At 71.8% G+C, this 20,249-nt stretch carries 22 protein-coding genes; 5 read left to right on the forward strand and 17 right to left on the reverse strand.

Annotated elements, in window-relative coordinates; all coding sequences use genetic code 11:
- Positions 1-47: 47 nt before the first annotated feature.
- The 7 genes from LTT61_RS08280 to LTT61_RS08310 all read right to left on the reverse strand — a co-directional run bounded on the left by LTT61_RS08280 (position 48) and on the right by LTT61_RS08310 (position 9,194).
- The gene (locus LTT61_RS08280; protein ID WP_233019341.1) at positions 48-1,649 is read right to left on the reverse strand and encodes an ATP-binding cassette domain-containing protein; all 1,602 of its coding nucleotides are present in this window, start codon (positions 1,647-1,649) and stop codon (positions 48-50) included.
- Between the two features lie 149 nt (positions 1,650-1,798).
- Positions 1,799-2,332, reverse strand: a complete 534-nt coding sequence (locus tag LTT61_RS08285; RefSeq protein WP_233019342.1) for an adenine phosphoribosyltransferase — start codon at positions 2,330-2,332, stop codon at positions 1,799-1,801.
- A gap of 20 nt (positions 2,333-2,352) precedes the next feature.
- Complete coding sequence (locus LTT61_RS08290; protein ID WP_420094753.1) at positions 2,353-4,056, reverse strand: ABC transporter substrate-binding protein; 1,704 nt, start codon at positions 4,054-4,056, stop codon at positions 2,353-2,355.
- Positions 4,057-4,117: 61 nt separating this feature from the next.
- Positions 4,118-5,362 (reverse strand): protein translocase subunit SecF, encoded by a 1,245-nt coding sequence (secF, locus tag LTT61_RS08295; RefSeq protein ID WP_420094798.1) that lies wholly within the window; start codon positions 5,360-5,362, stop codon positions 4,118-4,120.
- Between the two features lie 5 nt (positions 5,363-5,367).
- On the reverse strand, positions 5,368-7,119 hold the full coding sequence (gene secD / locus LTT61_RS08300; protein WP_233019343.1) for a protein translocase subunit SecD: 1,752 nt from the start codon (positions 7,117-7,119) through the stop codon (positions 5,368-5,370).
- A gap of 111 nt (positions 7,120-7,230) precedes the next feature.
- Complete coding sequence (gene yajC, locus LTT61_RS08305) at positions 7,231-7,626, reverse strand: preprotein translocase subunit YajC (protein ID WP_233019344.1); 396 nt, start codon at positions 7,624-7,626, stop codon at positions 7,231-7,233.
- A gap of 80 nt (positions 7,627-7,706) precedes the next feature.
- Positions 7,707-9,194, reverse strand: coding sequence for a flavin-containing monooxygenase (locus LTT61_RS08310; RefSeq protein WP_233019345.1), 1,488 nt, complete (start codon positions 9,192-9,194; stop codon positions 7,707-7,709).
- 78 nt (positions 9,195-9,272) lie between these two features.
- Here LTT61_RS08310 and LTT61_RS08315 point away from each other — a divergent pair, with 78 nt between their 5' ends.
- Together LTT61_RS08315 and LTT61_RS32635 are read left to right on the forward strand one after the other, a co-directional pair.
- Positions 9,273-9,911, forward strand: coding sequence for a TetR/AcrR family transcriptional regulator (locus LTT61_RS08315; protein ID WP_233019346.1), 639 nt, complete (start codon positions 9,273-9,275; stop codon positions 9,909-9,911).
- 106 nt (positions 9,912-10,017) lie between these two features.
- Positions 10,018-10,614, forward strand: coding sequence for a DivIVA domain-containing protein (locus LTT61_RS32635; RefSeq protein ID WP_269821864.1), 597 nt, complete (start codon positions 10,018-10,020; stop codon positions 10,612-10,614).
- Here LTT61_RS32635 and LTT61_RS08335 read toward each other — a convergent pair.
- Genes LTT61_RS08335 through ruvC form a run of 4 tightly spaced genes read right to left on the reverse strand, consistent with a single transcriptional unit; the run spans position 10,611 to position 13,412 of the window.
- The gene (locus LTT61_RS08335) at positions 10,611-11,126 is read right to left on the reverse strand and encodes a GtrA family protein (protein ID WP_233019347.1); all 516 of its coding nucleotides are present in this window, start codon (positions 11,124-11,126) and stop codon (positions 10,611-10,613) included. The genes LTT61_RS32635 and LTT61_RS08335 overlap by 4 nt on opposite strands.
- Positions 11,127-11,160: 34 nt before the next feature.
- Positions 11,161-12,246 (reverse strand): Holliday junction branch migration DNA helicase RuvB, encoded by a 1,086-nt coding sequence (gene ruvB / locus LTT61_RS08340; RefSeq protein ID WP_233019348.1) that lies wholly within the window; start codon positions 12,244-12,246, stop codon positions 11,161-11,163.
- Positions 12,247-12,249: 3 nt separating this feature from the next.
- Positions 12,250-12,846 (reverse strand): Holliday junction branch migration protein RuvA, encoded by a 597-nt coding sequence (ruvA, locus tag LTT61_RS08345; RefSeq protein WP_233019349.1) that lies wholly within the window; start codon positions 12,844-12,846, stop codon positions 12,250-12,252.
- The gene (gene ruvC, locus LTT61_RS08350; RefSeq protein ID WP_233020922.1) at positions 12,843-13,412 is read right to left on the reverse strand and encodes a crossover junction endodeoxyribonuclease RuvC; all 570 of its coding nucleotides are present in this window, start codon (positions 13,410-13,412) and stop codon (positions 12,843-12,845) included. Before ruvC ends, ruvA begins: the two co-directional genes overlap by 4 nt.
- 188 nt (positions 13,413-13,600) lie before the next feature.
- On the opposite strand from ruvC, the gene LTT61_RS08355 reads away from it, so the two are divergent.
- The gene (locus tag LTT61_RS08355) at positions 13,601-14,086 is read left to right on the forward strand and encodes an SRPBCC family protein (RefSeq protein WP_233019350.1); all 486 of its coding nucleotides are present in this window, start codon (positions 13,601-13,603) and stop codon (positions 14,084-14,086) included.
- A gap of 3 nt (positions 14,087-14,089) precedes the next feature.
- On the opposite strand, the gene LTT61_RS08360 is transcribed toward LTT61_RS08355, so the two are convergent.
- The 3 genes from LTT61_RS08360 to LTT61_RS08370 are packed head-to-tail and all read right to left on the reverse strand — an operon-like array spanning position 14,090 to position 16,348.
- Positions 14,090-14,842: a YebC/PmpR family DNA-binding transcriptional regulator gene (locus LTT61_RS08360; RefSeq protein WP_233019351.1), complete on the reverse strand. Its 753-nt coding sequence runs from the start codon at positions 14,840-14,842 to the stop codon at positions 14,090-14,092.
- Positions 14,843-14,885: 43 nt separating this feature from the next.
- On the reverse strand, positions 14,886-15,527 hold the full coding sequence (gene pdxT / locus LTT61_RS08365) for a pyridoxal 5'-phosphate synthase glutaminase subunit PdxT (protein WP_233019352.1): 642 nt from the start codon (positions 15,525-15,527) through the stop codon (positions 14,886-14,888).
- Positions 15,524-16,348, reverse strand: coding sequence for an acyl-CoA thioesterase (locus tag LTT61_RS08370; RefSeq protein WP_233019353.1), 825 nt, complete (start codon positions 16,346-16,348; stop codon positions 15,524-15,526). The genes pdxT and LTT61_RS08370 overlap by 4 nt, the downstream gene beginning before the upstream one ends.
- Before the next feature lie 81 nt (positions 16,349-16,429).
- Between LTT61_RS08370 and LTT61_RS08375 the strand changes: the two genes are divergently transcribed.
- Both LTT61_RS08375 and LTT61_RS08380 read left to right on the forward strand, forming a co-directional pair.
- Positions 16,430-17,044: a hypothetical protein gene (locus LTT61_RS08375; protein WP_233019354.1), complete on the forward strand. Its 615-nt coding sequence runs from the start codon at positions 16,430-16,432 to the stop codon at positions 17,042-17,044.
- A 30-nt stretch (positions 17,045-17,074) separates the two neighbouring features.
- Positions 17,075-17,431 (forward strand): prevent-host-death protein, encoded by a 357-nt coding sequence (locus LTT61_RS08380; protein WP_233019355.1) that lies wholly within the window; start codon positions 17,075-17,077, stop codon positions 17,429-17,431.
- 52 nt (positions 17,432-17,483) lie between these two features.
- Here the strand turns inward: LTT61_RS08380 and LTT61_RS08385 are convergent, their stop codons facing one another.
- Genes LTT61_RS08385 through LTT61_RS08395 form a run of 3 tightly spaced genes read right to left on the reverse strand, consistent with a single transcriptional unit; the run spans position 17,484 to position 20,132 of the window.
- Positions 17,484-18,497, reverse strand: a complete 1,014-nt coding sequence (locus LTT61_RS08385) for a hypothetical protein (RefSeq protein ID WP_233019356.1) — start codon at positions 18,495-18,497, stop codon at positions 17,484-17,486.
- Between the two features lie 46 nt (positions 18,498-18,543).
- Positions 18,544-18,867 (reverse strand): 4a-hydroxytetrahydrobiopterin dehydratase, encoded by a 324-nt coding sequence (locus tag LTT61_RS08390; protein ID WP_233019357.1) that lies wholly within the window; start codon positions 18,865-18,867, stop codon positions 18,544-18,546.
- On the reverse strand, positions 18,864-20,132 hold the full coding sequence (locus tag LTT61_RS08395; protein ID WP_233019358.1) for a helix-turn-helix domain-containing protein: 1,269 nt from the start codon (positions 20,130-20,132) through the stop codon (positions 18,864-18,866). The genes LTT61_RS08390 and LTT61_RS08395 overlap by 4 nt, the downstream gene beginning before the upstream one ends.
- Positions 20,133-20,249 lie beyond the last annotated feature (117 nt).

Consider the following 20,249-nt stretch of genomic DNA (forward strand, 5'->3'; position numbering starts at 1 on the left):
CAAATCTATTCCGACAAGGTCGCCGACGATTCGGCGACCCGGCGAGGTCAGGAGAGCGGCAGCTCCTCGACCTCGGTGCCGGTGCAGCGCAGCACGCGGGTGAGGCCGAGCTCGGCGAGGAAGCGCTCGTCGTGGCTGACCACCACCAGCGCGCCCCGGTAGCCGGTCAGCGCCTGGGTGAGGTGCCCGAGGCTGGGCAGGTCCAGGTTGTTGGTCGGCTCGTCGAGCAGCAGCAGCCGGGGTGCGGGGTCGGCGAGCAGCACGGTGGCGAGCGCGGCGCGCAGCCGCTCGCCGCCGGAGAGCGTGCCGGCCGCGGCGTCGGCGGCGGCGCCGCGGAAGAGGAAGCGGGCGAGCTGGGCCCGCACCTCCTGCGCCTCCGCGTGCGGCGCGGCGGCCGCCACGTTCTCGAAGACCGAGCGGGTGTCGTCGAGGACGTCGAGCCGCTGCGGCAGCAGCTTCCACGGCACCTTCGGCCCGGATTCGGCGATCCGGCGCAGCAGCGTGGTCTTGCCGACCCCGTTGCGACCGGTCACCGCGATCCGCTCGGGGCCGTGCACCCGCAGGTCGACCGAGACACCCCCGGGCAGCGCGGCACCGGTCAGCTCGACCACCTCCTGCCCGGGGTGCACCAGCGTGCGCGGCAGCTCGATCCGGACCTCGCGGTCGTCACGCACCGCCTCCTCGGCGCCGCGCAGCTGCTCGCGCGCGGTGTCCAGCCTGTCCAGGTGGGTAGTGCGCAGCTTGCCCGCGGAGACCTGCTGGCTCCGCTTCTTCTCGTTGGCGATGATCTTCGGCGCCCGCTTGGTCTCGGCGAGCATGCGGCCGTACCGCACCCGGCGGTCCAGCTTGATCCGGGTCTCGATCAGCTCCCGGCGCTGCCGCCGCAGGTCGCCGCGGGCATCCCGGACCGCGGCGAGCGCGGCCTCCTGCTCGGCCGCGACGATCCGCTCGTACTCGCCGAAGCCGCCGCCGAAGAGCCGCAGCCCGCCCCGGTAGAGCTCGGCGGTGACGTCCATGCCGTCGAGCAGCTCCCGGTCGTGGCTGACCACCAGCGCGATGCCGGTGAACTGGCCGAGCACGTCGGCGAGGCGCTGCCTGGCGACGCCGTCCAGGTTGTTGGTCGGCTCGTCGAGCAGCAGCACGGCGGGCTCGGTGAGCAGCTCGGCGACCAGGCCGAGCAGCACCGTCTCGCCGCCGGAGATCGTGCCGACGGTGCGGTCGAGCGCGGCCGGGCCGTCGGCGACGTGGCCGAGGCCGAGCCGGGCGAGCAGCGCCACCGCGCGCTCCTCGACGTCCCAGCCCGCGCCGACGGTGTCGAAGTCGGCGGGCGTTCCCCCGCCGGCCTCGATCCGGTGCAGCGCGGCGCGCACGGCATCGATGCCGAGCACTCGGTCGACCCGGAGGCCGGTGCCGAGGCCGATATCCTGGCGCAGATAGCCGAGCGGGCCGGGGCGGGTGATCGAGCCGCGGCCGGGGGTGAGCTCACCCGCGACGAGCCGCAGCAGTGTGGACTTCCCGGCGCCGTTGGCGCCGACCACCCCGATCCGGCCAGGGGCGAGGGTCGCGGTCAGCCCGTCGAAGACGGGGGTGCCGTCGGGCCAGGTGAAGGCGACGTCCGACAGGGACAGCGAAGACGAAGGAGTGGGCACGGTTGCTCCCGAGGTGACTGCGACGGAACGCGGCGCGCGAGATACGGGCCGCCCGGGCGAGACCTCAGATCAGCAACAGCCGCTCCGTTTCGTCGGGAACAAGACGATTCAGGGTAACCCCGGCACCACCGCCGGGGTCAACTCCTTTTTCAGACGGTGACGATGGCGGTGACCGGGTAGTCGCCCTGCCTGCCCCGCCCGGCGAGGAAGCCGATCTCCAGCACGACGGCGGCCGCGACCACCTCGGCGCCCGCCTCGGCGAAGAGCTCCGCCGCCGCGGCGAGCGTGCCGCCGGTGGCGAGCACGTCGTCGAGCAGCAGCACCCGCCTGCCGCGCAGCCGCACGCCGTCGGCCGGGATCTCCAGCGCGGCGGTGCCGTACTCCAGGGTGTACTCGCGGGAGACCACCGGCGGCGGCAGCTTGCCGCCCTTGCGGACGGCGAGCACCCCGGTGCCGAGGCTCGCCGCGACACCGGCGCCGAGCAGGAAGCCGCGCGCGTCCACCCCGGCGATCAGGTCGGCGTCCGGGGCGCAGGCGGCGAGGCCGTCGAGTACCGCGCGGAAGCCGGCGGCGTCCGCGAAGACCGGGGTGAGGTCGGCGAATCGGACTCCGGGCGTGGGGAAGTCGTCGTGCCAGCGGGTGAGCCGGTGCACCGCGTCGGCGGCCCTCGTGTGGGCGCTCATCGGGGTCCCCTCCGATTCGGTCACCGGGTCAGCCGCCAGCGGTCCATGTTCCAGCCGGTGCCGCCCTGGGTCGGCCCGGCGACGCCGTTGCGCAGCCCGGTGCCGAAGGCGATCAGCCGGGGCGTGGCGAAGAGCGGGATGCTGGGCAGCTCGGACCAGAGCAGGTTCTCCGCCTCGGTGAGCAGCCCGAGCTGGCTGGCGGAGGCGTCGTCGGCGGCGAGCTGGTCGGTGATGGCGTCGAAGCGGCCGTTGCCGAACCGCCCGACGTTGGAGCCGTTCCCGGTGCGCAGCGCCGACATGGCGGCCACCTCGGTGCTCGCCCCGGACGGGCCGGTGGCGGCGGCGGTGCCGCCGAGCACGGCGTCCACCGCGCCCTCGGCCAGCCGGGTGGGCTGGAAATCGGGGGCGCCCGCGTCGACGACGGTGATGCCCGCGGCGCGGCAGGAGTCGGCGATGGCCCTGACGGTGGCGGCGCGGCGGGCGTCCGGGGTCCGGTAGCCGATCCGCACGGTCAGCTCGCCCGCCTTCACGTTCGGGTCGACCGTCGCGTACTTCTGCGCGGCGCCGGTGGCGGCCTCGTAGAACAGCGAATCCTGCTGCACGATGTGGGCGTTCAGCATGGCCGAGCCGATCCCGCGCTCCGGCCGCTCGGGCACCGAGCCGATGGTGTCGAAGAGCGCCTTGCGCGGCACGCAGGCGGCCAGCGCGCGGCGCGGCTGCACCCCGGCGAAGACCCCGCCGGTGCTCAGCACGAGCTGCTCGGCACCGCGGCCGGGGACGGTGCTGGCGGAGAAGCCGTCCAGCGGCAGCTCCGGCACCGAGCCCGCGCCGATGTCGATCACCCCGACGGCGTTGTCGCCGATCTTGGCGGAGAGGTCGGTTCCCTTGGGCCACACCACGATCCGGCCGGTCTCCGGCTTCGCGCCCCACCAGCGCTCGTTGGCGACGAGCACCAGCCCCTCGCTCTCGCTGTAGGAGCCGACGCGGTAGGGGCCGGCCGAGGGGAAGCGGCTCGCGTCCAGCGCGCCCGGCGTCATGGTCCAGCCGGTGTTCCAGAAGTCGGCGAGCTTGCCGAGCGCGACCAGCTCGCCGGTGCGCACCGCGCCGATCAGGTTGCTCACCCCGGTGGCCTGGGTGGCGACGTGCGCGGGCATCAGCTCACCGGCGGCGAAGAGCGTGCGCCACGGCACGTAGCGGCGGCCGGGGCGGAAGACGACGGTGGCGTCCTTGGAGCCGGGCTCGCAGTCGATCCGCTCGATGTCCTCGTACCCGGCGGTGCTCGCGCTGTCGAAGAGCGGCGCGCCGCCGGAGGTGAACCGGCCGCTGCGCGCGGCCCAGGTGAAGACCAGGTCGTCGCAGGAGGTGGCGATGCCGTCGGAGTAGACGCCGTCCGGGCTGAGCCGGTACTGGATGGTCTGCGCCTCCCCCGGCACCTCCTTGGCGGTGCCGACGTCGGTGTCGGCCACCTGCTGGCCGTCCGGGCCGGTGTAGAAGAACCCGGTGAGCACCCGGCCGAAGACGGCGGGCGAGCCGCTGGCCCACCCCACCGTCGTCCCGCCGTTGTAGCTGCTGATCACCGCGTCGGTGGCATAGCCGATGGAGGGCACCTGGCTCTCGCTGGAGCACCCGGCGCCGAGCCCGGCCGCGACGATAGCGGCGGTGAGCGCGGCGACCACGCGCCGCGCTCGGATCCCGGGCCGGTGCCCGCGGCGTGGAAGTCGCAACGTCGAAACCCCTTCGCTCCCGAACGATGTCACCGGGGCACCAGTGGCCCCGCCACTGCTGCTACCGGCGGTTGCGCTTCCCGCTGGGACGCGAACCCGCCCGCGGGCCCTGGCCCGCGCCGCTGCGGGCCCGCCGGGGCTCCGCCTCCTGGGCACTGCGTGCGGTCGCGGTGCCCGCGCGCCGCTCGGCGGCGGCGCCGACCCGCTCCGCGGCCGCCGCGGACCGCTTGGCCTGCACCTTCCTGGTGTGCGCGGCCACCGGACCCCACCGCTCCTTGAGCGAGACCAGCAGCGGCGTCGCGAAGAAGATGGAGGAGTAGGTGCCGACGACCAGCCCGACCAGCTGCACCAGCGCCAGGTCCTTGAGGGTGCCGACGCCGAGCAGCCAGACCGCGATCACCATCAGCCCGATGATCGGCAGCATGCCGATCAGCGCGGTGTTGATCGAGCGCATGAGCGTCTGGTTGAGCGCCAGGTTGGCCTGCTCGCCGTAGGTGCGGCGGTTCAGGTGCAGGATGCCCCTGGTGTTCTCCTCGACCTTGTCGAACACCACCACCGAGTCGTAGAGCGAGAAGCCGAGGATGGTCAGGATGCCGATCACGGTGGCCGGGGTGACCTCGAAGCCGACCAGCGAGTAGACGCCCGCGGTCACCGCCACGTCGAAGACCAGCGCCGCGAGCGCGGCCAGCGCCATGTCCCGCTCGAAGCGGATGGCGATGTAGATCGAGACGACCACCAGGAACACCGCGAGCGCGATCAGCGCCTTGCGGGTGATCTGGCCGCCCCAGGTCTCGCTGACGTCGGAGACGCTGATCGAGGCCCGGCTCGGGCTGCCGTCGGAGTCCTGCGGCTGGAACCGCTCGTAGATCGCGGCGCTCAGCCGGTCGACCTGGGTCGCGTCCAGCGCCTCGGAGCGGATCAGCACGGTGGCCGAGCCGCCCGTGCCGACGGTCTGCACCGACTCCGGATCGAAGCCGAGCGCGCCGGAGTAGGTCTGCTCGACCTGCTCGGTGGTGGCCGACCCGGCCGGGAACTGGATCTGCGAGCCACCCTCGAAATCGATGCCGAAGTTGAACCCGCGGATCGCCATGCTGGCCAGCGCGATCAGCACGATCACCGCGGTGATCGTGTACCAGCGGCGCCGGTTGCCGATCACGTCGATGGCGCCGGTTCCGGTGTAGAGCCTGCTGAAGAAGCCGCGCGCGTGCGCCCGCTGCACGGGCGTGAAGACGTCCGTGACCTCGGTGGCGTTGGTGCCGTTCTCCAGCGAGTAGCCGCTCGCGCGGTCGGTGTCGTTGTTCGTCACGGTGCTCACGCCTTCCCGAGTGCGGGGCGGGCCGCGGAGCGTTCCCGCGCGACCTGCTGCATCGCGCCGAGGCCGTTGACCGCGGGCTTGGACCAGAACGCGGTGCGCGAGGCGAGCAGCACCAGCGGCGCCGTCACCAGGAACACCACCACCACGTCCAGGATGGTGGTCAGCCCGAGCGTGAAGGCGAAGCCGCGCACCTGGCCCGCGGCGAGGATGTAGAGCACCGCGGCGGCGAGGAAGCTGACCGCGTTGCCGGAGAGGATCGTGCGCTTGGCCCGCTGCCAGCCGCGCGGCACCGCCGAGCGGAAGCTGCGCCCCTCCCTGATCTCGTCCTTGATCCGCTCGAAGAAGACGACGAACGAGTCGGCGGTCATGCCGATGCCGATGATCAGACCGGCGACGCCCGCCAGGTCGAGGGTGAACCCGATCCAGCGGCCGAGCAGCACCATGATGCCGTAGACCGCGAAGCCGGAGGCGATCAGCGAGAGCGCGGTGAGCAGCCCGAGCATCCGGTAGTAGGCGAAGCAGTAGAGCAGCACGACCGCGAGCCCGATCGCACCGGCGAGCAGCCCCGCGCGCAGCGAGGCGAGGCCGAGCGTCGCGGAGACGGTCTGCGCCTCCGAGGTCTCGAAGGAGAGCGGGAGCGAGCCGTACTTCAGCGTGTTGGCCAGCTCCTTGGCGGAGGCCGCGGTGAAGTTGCCGGAGATCTGGGTGCGGCCGCCCTGCTGCGGGCCCTGCTGCACCACCGGCGCCGAGACCACCTGCGAGTCGAGCACGAAGGCGACCCGCTTCTGCACGTACTCGCCGGTGAGCGCGGCCCACTCGTCGCTGCCGCCGGACTTGAACTCCAGGTAGACCTCGTGCCGCGCCTGCTGCTGGTTCAGCCCGGAGCTGGCGTCGGCGATGTCCTGGCCGTCGATCCGGCTCTTGTCCAGCAGGTAGACCTCGGTGCCGTCGCTCGCGCAGGCGACCAGCGGCAGGTTCGGGTCGTCGTTGCCGCGCAGCGGGTCGGGCTTCGTGCAGTCGAGCGTGGCGAGCGCCAGCTGCTGCACGGCCTGGTCGGTGCTCTGCCTGGTGGCCTTGGCCTCGGCGATCTCGGCGCGAGCCTGCTCGGCCGCGGTCAGGTTGCCCGGATCGGGCTCAGGGGTCGGGGTCTGATCGGCGGGTGGCGCGGGTGCCGGTTCGCCCGGCGGGGCCTGCTCGCTCGGCGGCGCGGGCTCCGGCGGCACCTGGGCCGGGAAGAGCCGCGGCTGCGGGGCAGGCGCGATCTCGGGGGCGGGTGCGGGAGCCGCCCCGTCCGGAGCGGGCGCGGGGGCGGCACCTTCGGGAGCGGGCGCGGGCGCGGCCGGGGTCTGCGCGGTGTTGCGGCCCGCGGCCGGGACCGCGGTCAGCACCGGGCGCACGTAGAGCTTGGCCGTGGTGGCCAGGGTACGGGCCTGCTGGCCGTCCTCACCCGGGACGGTGATCACGATCGTGTCGCCGTCGATCACCACCTCCGAGCCGGAGACGCCGAGGCCGTTCACCCGGTTCTCGATGATGGACTGCGCCTGCTTCAGGCTGTCCTGGCTCGGCCTGCTGCCGTCCGGCGTGCGCGCCGTCAACGTGACCCGCGTGCCTCCCTGCAGGTCGATGCCGAGTTTCGGGGTGGGGGACTTGTCCCCGGTGAAGAAAACCAGCGCGTAGATCAGAGCGAGCAGGGCAACGAAGAGGCCGAGCAGTCGCCATGGATGCGCCGATCCCTGTGACGGAGGCACAGTGGGTCATCTCCTAGAGCGGAAGTCGAGTGGAACCGGCGCGCCTACCGGGCGTGCCGAGACATCCGCGCCGGGTACCGGCGCGGACTGCGGTAATCGCGGCGAGCGCGGTCAGTCCTTGGTCAACCGGGTCTCGGTCTGGGCGGGCGTCTCCTCGGCGCTCGCCGGCGCTGCGGCCTCGGTCTCGTCGGCGACGGCCGGGGCGGTGATGCCCGGCTCCTCGGTGACCACCACTTCCTCGGCGACCACCTCGTCCTCGGTGCGGACCTCGCGGACGGCCTGGCGCAGCCAGGTCGTCACGACCTCCTCGGCGATCTCGAGATCGACGGTCGTCTCGTCGACCTCGACCACGGTGCCGTACAGCCCCGAGGTGGTGGTCACCCGATCCCCGATCTTCAGGTCGTTCTGCATCGCCGAGACCTTCTCGGCCTCACGCTTCTGGCGGCGGACGCCGAGAAACATCGGCACGAGCAGAGCGACCAGCAGCAGCGGAAACAGCAGTTCCATCGTCGACGTCAGTTCCTGGTTCGTGGGTGGGGTGGACAGGTACCCACACAGTCTGCCAGTTGGCGGAACCGGCCCCGCACTCAGGCGGGCGCGCCACCGTAGACGTAGTCGTCCAGCGGGAAACGCACGGCCTCCCAGTGCGCGTTCAGCGTGCTGGTCGGGCGCAGCAGCGCGGCCTCGCCGTGCGGGTCGAAGTAGTAGCTGCGGGCCGACCCGCAGTCGCCGCCGTAGAAGACCGAGGTGCCGAGCCGCTCGGTCACCCGGTCCAGGAATTCGGCGTTCGCGCGCTCGGTGACCTCGAAGGTGGCCGCGCCGCGCCTGGCCAGCTCGCCGAGCAGCCTGCCCATGTGCTTCATCTGCGCCTCGACGGTGGTGAAGTACGAGAGCCCGCTGTAGGAGTACGGGCTGTTCAGGCTGAGGAAGTTGGGGAAGCGCGGCACGGTGATGCCCTCGTAGGTCTGGAAGCGGCTCGCCCGCCACCAGGCGCCGAGGTCGACGCCGTCCCGGCCGAGCACCGTGATGGCCGGGAAGTTGGCCTGCCACAGGTCGAAGCCGGTGGCGAGCACCAGGGTGTCCAGCGCGACCTCGGAGCCGTCGGCGAGCGCGATGCCGCCGGGGGTCACCTCGGCGATGCTTCCGGTCTCCAGCCGCACGTGCGGGGAGTTGAAGACCCGGAAGTAGCGGTTGGAGAAGGTCGGGCGCTTGCAGCCGAAGTCGTAGCCGGGCGTGAGCGCGCGCCTGGTCTCCGGGTTACGTACCGAGGTGCGCAGGTGCGCCTTCGCCAGCAGCCCGGCGCCCCGGTTCAGCACCTTGGCCCTGGTGAACTCCAGTACGCCCGCCACCATGATCGCCTCCAGCACGGCGGTGTTGGCCAGCCGCGCGGCCCGCTGCGCCACCGGCAGCGCGGCGAAGAGCCGCTGCACCGCGGCCGGGATCGGGGTGTCGACCTTGGGCACGACCCAGATCGGGGTGCGCTGGAAGACGGTGAGCTCGGCGGCGACGTCGGCGAGCTCCGGGACCAGCTGCACCGCGGTGGCGCCGGTGCCGATGACGCCGACCCGCTGCCCGGTCAGGTCGAGGCCGTCCGGCCAGGCGGTGGTGTGCACGATCCGCCCGGTGAAGCCGTCGATGCCGGGGAAGGGCGGGGTGTAGGGCTGGGAGAGGAAACCGGTGGCGGTGATCAGGAAGCGCGCGGTCAGCTCGCCGGTGCCGGTGGTGACCACCCAGTGCTGCTGATCGGCGTCCCAGCGGGCCTGCTCGACGGCGGTGCCGAAGCGCATCCGGCGGCGCAGCCCGTACCGCTGGGCCACGTGCTGCGCGTAGCGGCGCAGCTCCTCCCCCGGCGCGAAGAGCCGGGACCAGTACGGATTCGGCTCGAAGGAGTACGAGTAGGTGACCGAGGCGATGTCGACCGCGAGCCCCGGGTACCGGTTCACGTGCCAGGTGCCGCCGAGGTCGGTTTCGCGCTCCAGGATCACGTAGTCGCTCAGCCCGAGCCGATCGAGCTGGATGGCGGCGCCCATCCCGCCGAACCCCGCACCGACCACGATCGCGTCGTACCGCGCCATCGCCACACCTTCCTTCGTGACCCGTCCGTCACGGAATGACATGTCATTCCGCTCTGCGCCGACCGTATCATCGGCGGGGTGACGAAGCCATCGACGCGGGCCGACCGCCGCAAGGCGGAGCTGCGCCGCGACATCATCGACACCGCGTTCGTCTGCTTCGCCGAGAAGGGCTACCACGCGACCGGGATCGCCGACATCGCCACCGAGCTCGGCATCGGGCACGGCACCTTCTACCGCTACTTCAGCAACAAGCGGGAGATCATCGACCACGTCATCGACGATCTCGCCGCGCGCATCGTCACGGCGCTGGCCACCGAGAACTCCCCGGACGCGGCCGCGACGCTGGACGACTACCGGGCCCAGATCGAGCGGATCGGCGCCGCGCTGACCGTGATCCTGGTGCAGGACCGCCGGGTGGCGCAGCTGCTGCTCTTCCACGCCACCGGGATCGACGACGAGCTCACCGCCCGGCTGTACGGCCTGCTCGACACCGCCGACGCGCTCACCGCCGGCTACCTCGAGCACGGCGTCGACCGGGGTTACCTGCGCGCCGACCTGGACACCGCGAACACCGCGAGGGCGGTCACCGGGATGCTGCTCGCGGCCGTGCTGCACGGGCTGCGCGACCCGGAGGGCGACGTGCGCGCGCTCGCCGAGGCGATCCGGCGGCTGCTGGTGGACGGCGTCCGCCGGGAAGGCGCGGGCGACCCCGGCTGAACCAGCGTGCGGGAGCGGCCGCCTCGGTATCGTGTTCCGGGGTCCACCACTCTCGCGGGGGTTTCACACGTTGTTCGGAATGAACCGGTCGGTCAGGAAGTCGCAGGTGTTGGCAGGACGTGCCCCCGCTCCGCCGCGGATGACCCCGGACGAGGTCGGCCGCGCGCACTTCGACCGGCCTCCGCTCGGCCAGCGCGGCTACCACGCCGACCGCGTCGACGAGTTCCTGAAGTCGGTGGCCGCCACCCTGGCGGGCGCGGGCGCGCTCACCGCCGACGACGTGCGCCGGGTGACCTTCCCGGTCCCGCGCTTCGGCGGCCGCGGCTACCAGACCGACCAGGTCGACGAGTACCTGGACCGGATCCGGCTGGAGCTGGAGTCCAGGCAGAACGGCGGGCCCCCGGCGCCGGAGCAGCGCGCGCACGGCAACGGCGGCACCGCCATCCTCACCCCGGACGACGTGCACCGGGTGCGGTTCACCGGCGCCGTGCTCGACCGCCGCGGCTACGACGAGGAGGAGGTGGACGCCTTCCTCGACCTGGTCGCCACCACCCTCGCGCACACCGGGCCGGGCACCCTGACCGCCGCCGACGTGCGCGAGGTGCGGTTCACCGGCGCCCGGCTCGGCGCCCGCGGCTACAGCCGCGAGGAGGTCGACGCCTTCCTCGACCTGGTGGTCACCGCGCTGGAGCAGCGCAGCTAGCGCTCCCCCGCGCGCAGCCCCGGCTCCTGCAGTTCGTCCGGGAAGACGAAGCGGCGGAACGCCCAGAACCGGAAGGCCATGGCCAGCAGCACCCCGAGGAGCTGCCCGCTGACGAAGTTCGCCACCGCCTGGGTGACCGGCCCGACGAAGGGAACCCGCAGGTCGAGCACGTAGAGCGAGATCGCCTGCGGGATCAGGGTGACGCCGATGCCGAGCGCGCTGACCGCGAAGAAGAGCGCGGCCTCGTGGTGCCGCTGCCTGCCGCCCCTGGTCCGGAAGGACCACTCGCGGTTCAGGATGTAGGAGGCGATCGTCGCGATCAGCACCCCGAGCAGCCGCGCGGTGAGCGGCTTGTCGCCGAGCACGGTGAGCTTGAGGGCGTAGACAACGCCGGTGTCGATGAACCATGTGATCGCGCCGACGACAGCGAATTTCAGCAGCTCGCGGTGGCGGATCACGGTGCTGCGGTGCGGCTCCGGGATGCGACCGAGCACGGACTGGACGACCGTCATTCGACCGACTCTAACCGCGCGCGCCGAGCGCCGCTCAGTCGAAGAGGTCCAGCGTCTGCTGGGTTTCGTGCGCGCGCACCTCGAGCGAGCCGTTGAACGCGCCCGCGGGCGGCACCAGGCCGAGGTGCTCCCAGGCCGCGGTGGTCGCGACCCGGCCGCGCGGGGTGCGGGCGACCAGCCCGGCGCGGACCAGGAACGGCTCGCACACCTCCTCGACGGTGGCCGCCTCCTCCCCCACCGCGACGGCCAGCGTGGAGACGCCGACCGGGCCGCCGTTGAAGCCGCGCACCAGCGCGCCGAGCACCGCGCGGTCCAGCCGGTCCAGGCCGAGGCCGTCCACGTCGTACACCTCGAGCGCGGCCCGGGCGATCGCCAGCGTGACGTGGCCGTCGGCGCGCACCTCGGCGTAGTCGCGCACCCGGCGCAGCAGCCGGTTGGCGATCCGCGGCGTGCCCCTGGAGCGGCCGGCGATCTCGGCGGCGGCGTCCGGGTCGATGACGACGCCGAGGATCCGCGCCGAGCGCACCAGGATGCGCAGCAGCTCGTCGGGGTCGTAGAAGTCCATGTGGCCGGTGAAGCCGAAGCGGTCGCGCAGCGGCCCGGTCAGCGAGCCGGAGCGGGTGGTGGCGCCGACCAGGGTGAAGGGCGCGATGTCGAGCGGGATGGAGGTGGCGCCGGGGCCCTTGCCGACCACGACGTCCACCCGGAAGTCCTCCATCGCGAGGTACAGCATCTCCTCGGCCGGGCGGGCGATGCGGTGGATCTCGTCGATGAAGAGCACGTCACCGTCGACCAGGTTGCTCAGCATGGCGGCGAGATCGCCCGCCCGCTCCAGCGCGGGGCCGGAGGTGACCCGCAGCGCGGTGCCGAGCTCGCCGGCGATGATCATGGCCATGCTGGTCTTGCCGAGCCCGGGCGGGCCGGAGAGCAGCACGTGGTCCGGGGTTCCGCCGCGCTGCTTGGCGCCGCGCAGCACCAGCGCCAGCTGCTCCCTGACCCGGGGCTGGCCGATGAACTCGTCCAGCGAGCGCGGCCGCAGCCCGGCCTCCAGCTCGCCGTCCGAGGGCTGCTCGACCGCGGCGACCGGGGAGTCGTCGTCGGCGAAATCGGTGTCGTCCATCGGCTACCGGTTCCTGCCGAGCAGCGAGAGCGCGGCGCGCAGCACCGCCGAGGTACCGGCGCCCGGCTGCTCGGCGAGCACGGTGTCGACCGCCGGCTCGGCCTGCCTGGCCGGGAAGCCGAGGCCGGTGAGCGCCTCGATCACCTGGTCGCGCACCGGGCCGGCCGCGACGGCCGCGAGGCCGCCGGACTGCACCGGGACGGCGTCGACCTTGTCCCTGAGCTCGACGATCATCCGCTCGGCGCCACGCTTGCCGATGCCGGGCACCCGGGTGAGCGTGGTCAAATTGCCCTCGGCGAGCGCCTTGCGCAGCGCCTCCGGCTCCAGCACCGCGAGCACCGCCATGGCCAGCCGCGGGCCGACCCCGTTCACCGTCTGCAGCAGGCCGAAGAGCTCGCGCGCTTCGGTGTCGGCGAAGCCGAACAGCGTCATGGAGTCCTCGCGGACGATCATGGCGGTGTAGAGCCTGGCCTGCTCGCCGCGGGTGAGCCCGGCGAGCGTGGCCGGGGTGGCGCTGAGCCGGTAGCCGACGCCCGCGGCCTCGATGACCACGTGGTCGAGCGCGATCTCCAGTACCTCGCCGCGCACCGACGCGATCACGGCCGCACCGCCTTCCGTTGCTCGGCCAGTCTCGCCTTGTATTTGCGCTGCGCCTCGGCGGCGGCCTGCTCGGCCTTCGCCATCCGGTCCAGCAGGGGTGCCCGCCAGCAGTGGCAGATCGCCAGCGCCAGCGCGTCCGCGGCGTCGGCCGGTTTCGGTGCGACCTGGAGCCCGAGTATCCGGGTGACCATGGCGGTGACCTGGGCCTTGTCCGCGGCGCCGTTGCCGGTGACCGCGGCCTTGACCTCGCTCGGGGTGTGGAAGGCGACCGGGATGCCGCGGCGCGCGGCGGCCAGCGCGATCACCCCGCCCGCCTGCGCGGTGGCCATGGCGGTGCGCACGTTGTGCTGGGCGAAGACCCGCTCGACCGCGACCGCCTCCGGGAGGTGGGTGTCCATCCACCGCTCGGCGGCGTCGGCGACCAGCAGCAGCCGGTTGGCCAGGTCGAGCTCGGGCGGGGTGCGCACCACGTCCACATCCAGCGCGGTGACGGTGCGGCCGCGGCCGCTCTGCACCATGCTGAGCCCGCACCGGGTGAGCCCGGGATCGACGCCCATCACCCGCACCGACGCTTCCTCCCTCTGGGCGAACAATTGTTCGAGAGTTTAGCTCACACGGCCGGTTCCGCCGCCGGGCGACACGGTAGCAAGGGTTGCTCGTGCGGGGCCGCGCCCCGCGCGTGGCCGCGCGAAATCTGTCGGACCCGAGGGGCACAATGCGAGCGAAACCGACCCGCTCCGAACGGAGGAACACCGTGGCTCCCGAACCCAGCGGCACCCTGCACCGCACCGCCACCGGCCGTGATCTGGTACTCACCCGGCGATACGCCGCGCCGGCCGAAGAGATCTGGCGCGACCTCACCGAGTCCGAGCGCACCGCGCGGTGGTTCGGCCCGTGGGAGGGCGAGCCGGGCGGCGCGATCCGCGTGCGGATGGTGTTCGAGGAGGGCGAGCCGTGGATGGACATGCACATCGAGACCTGTGAGCCGCCCCGGCGCCTGGAGCTGCGCGCGGTCGACGAGGCGGGCTCCTGGCACCTCGAGGTCGTACTCACCGCCACCGCCGACGGCACCGAGCTGGCGCTGATCCACCACCTGGACGAGGGCGCCGACCCGGGCATGGTCGGCCCCGGCTGGGAGTACTACCTGGACCTGCTCGGGGCGGCCCGCTCCGGTGCGGACCGCCCCGACTTCGGCGACTACTTCCCCGCGCAGCAGGAGTACTTCCAGCGCCTGGGGTGAGGCTCAGTCGTCGAGCGAGGCGAGCACCTCGTCGGAGATGTCGGCGTTGGTGTAGACGTTCTGCACGTCGTCGCTGTCCTCCAGCGCGTCCACCAGCTTGATCACCTTGCGCGCACCGTCGGCGTCGACCGCGACCGAGACCGAGGGCTGGAAGCCGGACTCGGCGGAGTCGTAGTCGATGCCGCCCGCCTGCAGCGCGGTGCGCACGGCGATCAGATCGCCGGGCTCGCTGATCACCTCGAACGCCTCACCGAGGTCGTTGACCTCCTCGGCGCCCGCGTCCAGCACGGCGGTGAGCACGTCGTCCTCGGAGAGGTCGTTCTTCTCCAGGATCACGACGCCCTTGCGGTGGAAGAGGTACGCCACCGACCCCGGGTCGGCCATGTTCCCGCCGTTGCGGGTCATGGCGACGCGAACCTCGCCCGCGGCGCGGTTGCGGTTGTCGGTGAGGCACTCGATGAGCACCGCGACCCCGTTCGGCCCGTACCCCTCGTACATGATGGTCTGCCAGTCGGCGCCGCCTGCTTCCTCGCCGCCGCCGCGCTTGCGCGCCCGCTCGATGTTGTCGTTCGGAACCGACGCCTTCTTCGCCTTCTGGATGGCGTCGAACAACGTCGGATTGCCTTCGGGGTCACCGCCACCCTGCCGCGCCGCCACCTCGATGTTCTTGATCAGCTTCGCGAAGAGCTTGCCTCGCTTGGCATCGATCGCGGCCTTCTTGTGCTTGGTGGTGGCCCATTTGGAGTGGCCGCTCATTCCCTACTTCCTTCGAGTCGGTGGCACGTTCGACGTGTGTACGTTACTCGCCCGGTTCGGCCGGGGTCGCCGCGCTCGCTCCGGCCCGGCGCACCAGGTCCACGAAGAGTTCGTGCACCCGCAGGTCACCGGTCACCTCGGGGTGGAAGGAGGTCGCCACGACGGCCCCCTGCCTGACCGCGACGATCCGTCCCGCGGCCGGGCCGTGCGGCACGGTGGCGAGCACCTCGACGCCCTCGCCTGCCCGCTCCACCCAGGGCGCCCGGATGAAGACGGCACGCATCGGCCCGTCGTCGAGCCCGGCGAAGTCGAGATCGGCCTCGAACGAGTCGACCTGGCGGCCGAAAGCATTACGGCGCACCGTCATATCGATGCCGTGCAGGTGCTCGGCGTCGGCCCTGGTGTCGAGCACCTCGGAGGCGAGCAGGATCATTCCGGCGCAGGAGCCGAAGGCGGGCATTCCGGCGCGCAGCCGGGTGCGCAGCGGCTCGAGCAGCTCGAAGGTCCGCAGCAGCTTGGAGATGGTGGTGGACTCGCCGCCGGGCAGGATCAGGCCGTCCACCGCGGCGAGTTCGGAGGCCCGGCGGACCAGGGTCGGGGTGGCGCCGCACTTCTCCAGCGCGACGATGTGCTCGCGGACGTCGCCCTGCAGGGCGAGCACGCCGACGAGGGGCCGCTCGGTCACTGCTTGTCCCTGAGGGTGCGGATCAGCCCCTCCTGCACCACGGCGGCGACCAGCCTGCCCTCCCGGTCGAAGATCTTGCCACCGGTGAGCGCGCGGCCGAACCCCGCCGAGGGCGAGGACTGGTCGTAGAGCAGCCAGTCGTCGGCGCGGAACGGGCGCAGGAACCACATGGCGTGGTCCAGCGAGGCGCCCTGGGTGGGCTCGTCCGGGTGCGTCACCTTGGAGGAGCCGAGCAGCGTCATGTCGCTCATGTAGGCGAGGGTGCAGACGTGCAGCAGCGGGTCGTCCGAGAGCGGATGCCGGTAGCGGAACCACACCTGCTGCGGCGAGACCACCCCGGGCCGGGCCGTGACCCGGTCCCGCGGCACGATCCGGATGTCCCAGTGCTCCCACTCGCGCATGAGCCACAGGCTCTCCTCGCTGAGCGTGGTCGAGACGTCGGGCAGCTCGTCCGGGGTCGGCACGTCGGACATCACGTCCTGATGCGCCGGGCCCTGGTCGCCGGTGTGGAACGAGGCCGACATGGTGAAGATGGCCTGCCCCTCCTGGATCGCGGTGACCCGGCGGGTGCAGAACGAGCGGCCGTCCCTGATCCGCTCGACCTGGTAGACCGTCGGCTGATCCGGCGTGCCCGGCCGCAGGAAATACCCGTGCAGCGAGTGCACCTGATAGCGCGGCTCCACCGTGCGCACCGCCGACACCAGCGCCTGCCCGGCCACCTGACCGCCGAAGGTACGCGGCAACTGCGTCTTGACCGAGGCGCCGCGGAAGATGTCCCGCTCGATCCGCTCGATCTCCAGTGCCTCTTCGATTGTCGCCATGAGCTGAGAGTATCCCGGCCGGTCGGTGGGGTCGGCGGCACCCGGCGGACCTGCCGCGCAGCCGTTTGCTGAGATGGAGCCGTGCCGACCTATCAACCGCTGAGCCCCGGCGAGCTCGTCGCCCGGATCGCCGAGCGGGTGCTCAGCCGCGCCGAGCGCACCGTCGTCGCGGTGGACGGTGCCGACGCGGCCGATCCGGAATCCCTTGCCGCCGCCCTGGTCTCCCGGCTCCGCGACGCCGGTCGGGACGCCGCACCGGTGCCCCTGCACGGCTACGTGCGCCCCGCCTCGCTGCGACTCGAGTACGGCCGCGACGACACCGACTCCTACCGGTACAGCTGGTTCGACTACGCCGCCCTCGACCGCGAGGTCCTCCGCGCCCTCCGCGAACGTGGCCGCTGGCTCCCCGCGCTCTGGGACGAAGCCGCCGACCGCTCCGCCCGCGCCGCCCTCCGCTCCGCCTCCGACGGCACGGTCCTGGTCGTGGCCGGTCCCATGCTGCTCGGCCGCGGTTTCACCTTCGATGCCACGGTCCGGCTCGAGCTGAGCGAGCCCGCCCTCCGCCGCCGCACGCCCGACGATCAGCGCTGGACCGTGCCCGCGCTGCTCGCACACGCCGAGGAGTACCCGGAGGAGCCCGACTTCGCGGTCCGCTGGGACCACCCGAGCAGGCCCGCACTCCGCATCTCGGCCTGATCCGACGTGCGCCGGGCATAGCGTGGGGCCATGCACATCGCAGCGGACCCATCCTCGGCCACTCGGCGCGACGGCGAGGCAGAGGACTGTGCTCGCCTGCCTGCGTTCGCTGCGCAGCTCATCACCGTCGCCCTCGATGACCCCGGTTCGCTCATCGAGCACATGTCCAACACATTCCCGTGGCTGCTCGCACTGTCGCCGACGGACCGGGAGTCCTGCGTGCGGAACCTCATCGACGCCGCGCGCGCATCGTTCCCGACCGGCCGGCCGCATCCGGCAATCGCCGAGCTGACCTCCTGGAAGGAGACCGCAACGGCTGTCGCCGCCGGGCTCGGCAACACCGACCTCCACTGGATAGACGAAGACACGCCGGTGCGGCGTCCTTGATCACGGCGGCAGCCGAGACAAGCGAATGGCCCCCGACCACGCGCTGATGGACTCACAGCGTGCCGGCGAGATACTCCTCGAGTTCCCGGACCACGGGTGCGCCCGGCGCAACAGCCTCGAGAGTGCGTCGCGTTCTCCTGGCCTCCGACGCGAGGCGCAGCGAGCCGTAGGCCGTCGCAACAGTGCTCGTTGCGCGGGTGATCCGCGCGGATTCCTCGATCTCTCCCGCATGCGCGAGTGCTGCGGCGAGTCCGATATCCGCAAATCCTCGGGAGAGGGCATAAGCCGGATCGATCAGCTCGACGCACCGCCGAGCTGCGCTGACGGCAGGTCTGCGGTCACCCAGTCCGACCAGGCATTCCGAGCGAAAGCCGTGGTGGATCGCCGCGTCGAAGACGTACGTCGGCAGGGTGGGCTCGGCGTTGTCGATGAGGTCGTCGGCTTCGGCGAGCGCGCTGCGGCATTCCCGCGCCTCACCGCGTTCGGCGTGCGCCTCGGCGGCCATATCCAGGGCATAGGCGGTGAGCAGCCGATCCTGCGCCCGAGTGGCCCACCAGCGGGCGGCCGCGGCGTGATCGACGCCGAGTCCGGGACGGCCGTCGCGGGTGGCCGCCAGGGAGGCGTTGCACAGCACGAGCGCGGTCAACGCCGGATCGGCGGCATCGTCCGCCGCTGACCGGGCGACTTCGTAGTGGGCCATCGCCGCCCGCATGTCACCGGCGTCGTACGCCTGCCAGCCGATCACCCGTGCCAGCGACGCCCGCACGGCATACAGCCGGGATCGAAGCGCGGCCGGACAGTCCGGGAGCAGGGTTTCGACCAGCTCGGCTTGGCCGCGCCGAATCGCTGCCACCGCGCGGGGACCGAAAGACTCGTACTGCTGCGCGGTGACCTCGGTGACGGCTTCGAGCTGTTCGATGGCGGCTCGATCGACCCTGCCGCCCAGGGCGTATCCGAGGCGACTTCGTGCTGCGTCATCGAGCCCGGCCAGCACGGCGGCGGCGGGCAGGGTCCCGGCGGCGCCGAGGAAGGCCAGCAGTTCACGTCGGTTCATGTCGATCCGCACCTCACAGGGATTCATCCGGTATCGCCCGGATAGCGGAGCACGCCGGCTAGGAATCGTCGGCTGGTTCCGCACCGGCGGCGGCGGCGATTCGGTCGATATGCCGGGCGAGGTCGAAGTCCCGTTCGGTCAGAACATGTCCGGCATCGTGGGTGGTGCTCCGGAATTCGATTCTCTGCCAGGTGATGGTGATGTCGGGGTGGTGGCTCACCTCACGCGCCTTCGCTGCGACGTATACCGCGAGGTGAACGCACTCGTGATAAGTGTGCGTGAAGGTCCGGGTGATCTCATCGCCCTCGCGTTTCCAGCCGGGCACGGTCGTGAGCGCCTCGGCGACCTGATCATCATCGAGCGGAACGGGCGGGGTGCTCATGTGACAGATTCTATGATGGTGCGCAGTTCGCGGCCTGCCGAGGAATCCGACCAGCCAGCGGCTTGGCTGCCGACGATCTCGAGCTCGCGGCGAAGCCGGGCAGAACCCGTCGAGGTGTAGGCATCGGCAGCCTGGGCGGCGGCTCGGACGGCTCGATCGGGGTCGGGCACTCTCGCCAGCGCAGCGGACTGCCGCGCTCGGAATACGGCGTTGTCTCGGCGGGCGCGATCCGGCATGGAATCCATGACCTCATCCCAGAGACCGACCGCAGCAACGGCGTCTCGCTCGGCGCCGGTGCGTCCGTAGCAGGTTGCTCGCTGCACGTGGACGTAGTGCGGGGTTCGCCGGCAGGCATTGCCCCAGGGGGCTGGGTCATCGACTTGCGGGATGAGAGCGTCGAGCTTGTCCAGCAATCGGTCCGCTTCGGCTCGCTCACCGCGCATGGCGTGACCGTGTGCTTCGTGCTGCAGCGCCAGGATCCGGCACTTCGGAGACAGGCTGGAGCTGACTGCTTGCGCGGCCTGCGCGTACTCCACCACCATGGCGCCGTCGTCGCTGTCCAGCGCCAGCATCGCCATGTTCGACAAGGCGTAGGAAATGATCCGGGGCCGTCCGCTGCGGTGCGCGAGTGCCAAGGTGGTGTGCCGCCACTGCAGCGAACTGCTGAGGTTGCCCGCGTCCTGGTAGAGCCATCCGAGCAGAGCCGCGTAGGAGGCCCCGATTTCGAGCAGGTCGCAGCGGGTGCTCACGTCTCCTTCGCGCGCCATCGCAATGACGAGCTCGGTCTGCGCCTGCACCGTGGGGATGAGGTGAATCGGCCCCAAGACAGCATCAGCGGTGTAATGCCCCGCGAGCTGAATGCGGAAATAGTCCACCATTTCGGGGGGCAAATCGGCTTTTTCCCGTACATCGAAGTGCGCTTTGAAGGCCAGCCCCGCCGCAGAGCCGGTCATCACCTGCAGAAATGTCTTCCGTTGCACTGGGTCCTCCCCTCCGCCCCCGGGGGAACTCGCCCCTACGGGAGACGAATCGAGCGAAAGTAGCTTCCAGAAGCGTTCGGTGACGGTACCTCCGGCCTCCTGGAGTTTGCGGTCCATTCTTGCCGCGTAGGGGGCGCTCAGGGCGATGGTTTCCTTGCGCTTCTCCCACTTGCGCACCGATTCCACCGACACCCCCGTGTGCGCGGCGAATGCCTCTTGCCGCATGCCCAGCGCCTGTCGCAGGACGCTGACTTCTCGTCCGGTCCACTTTCCGATCGCACCCATCAGCTACCCCCTTCGCCGGCTCGACCCGGACATCCGACCTGTTCAGCGACGACAACCCGCGATGCGTACCCGACGGGTACCACCTCGGTACCTGTCACGGCATCGGCGCGCGCGAGA

The organism is Nocardia asteroides (genome assembly GCF_021183625.1).
Taxonomy (GTDB): domain Bacteria; phylum Actinomycetota; class Actinomycetes; order Mycobacteriales; family Mycobacteriaceae; genus Nocardia; species Nocardia asteroides_A.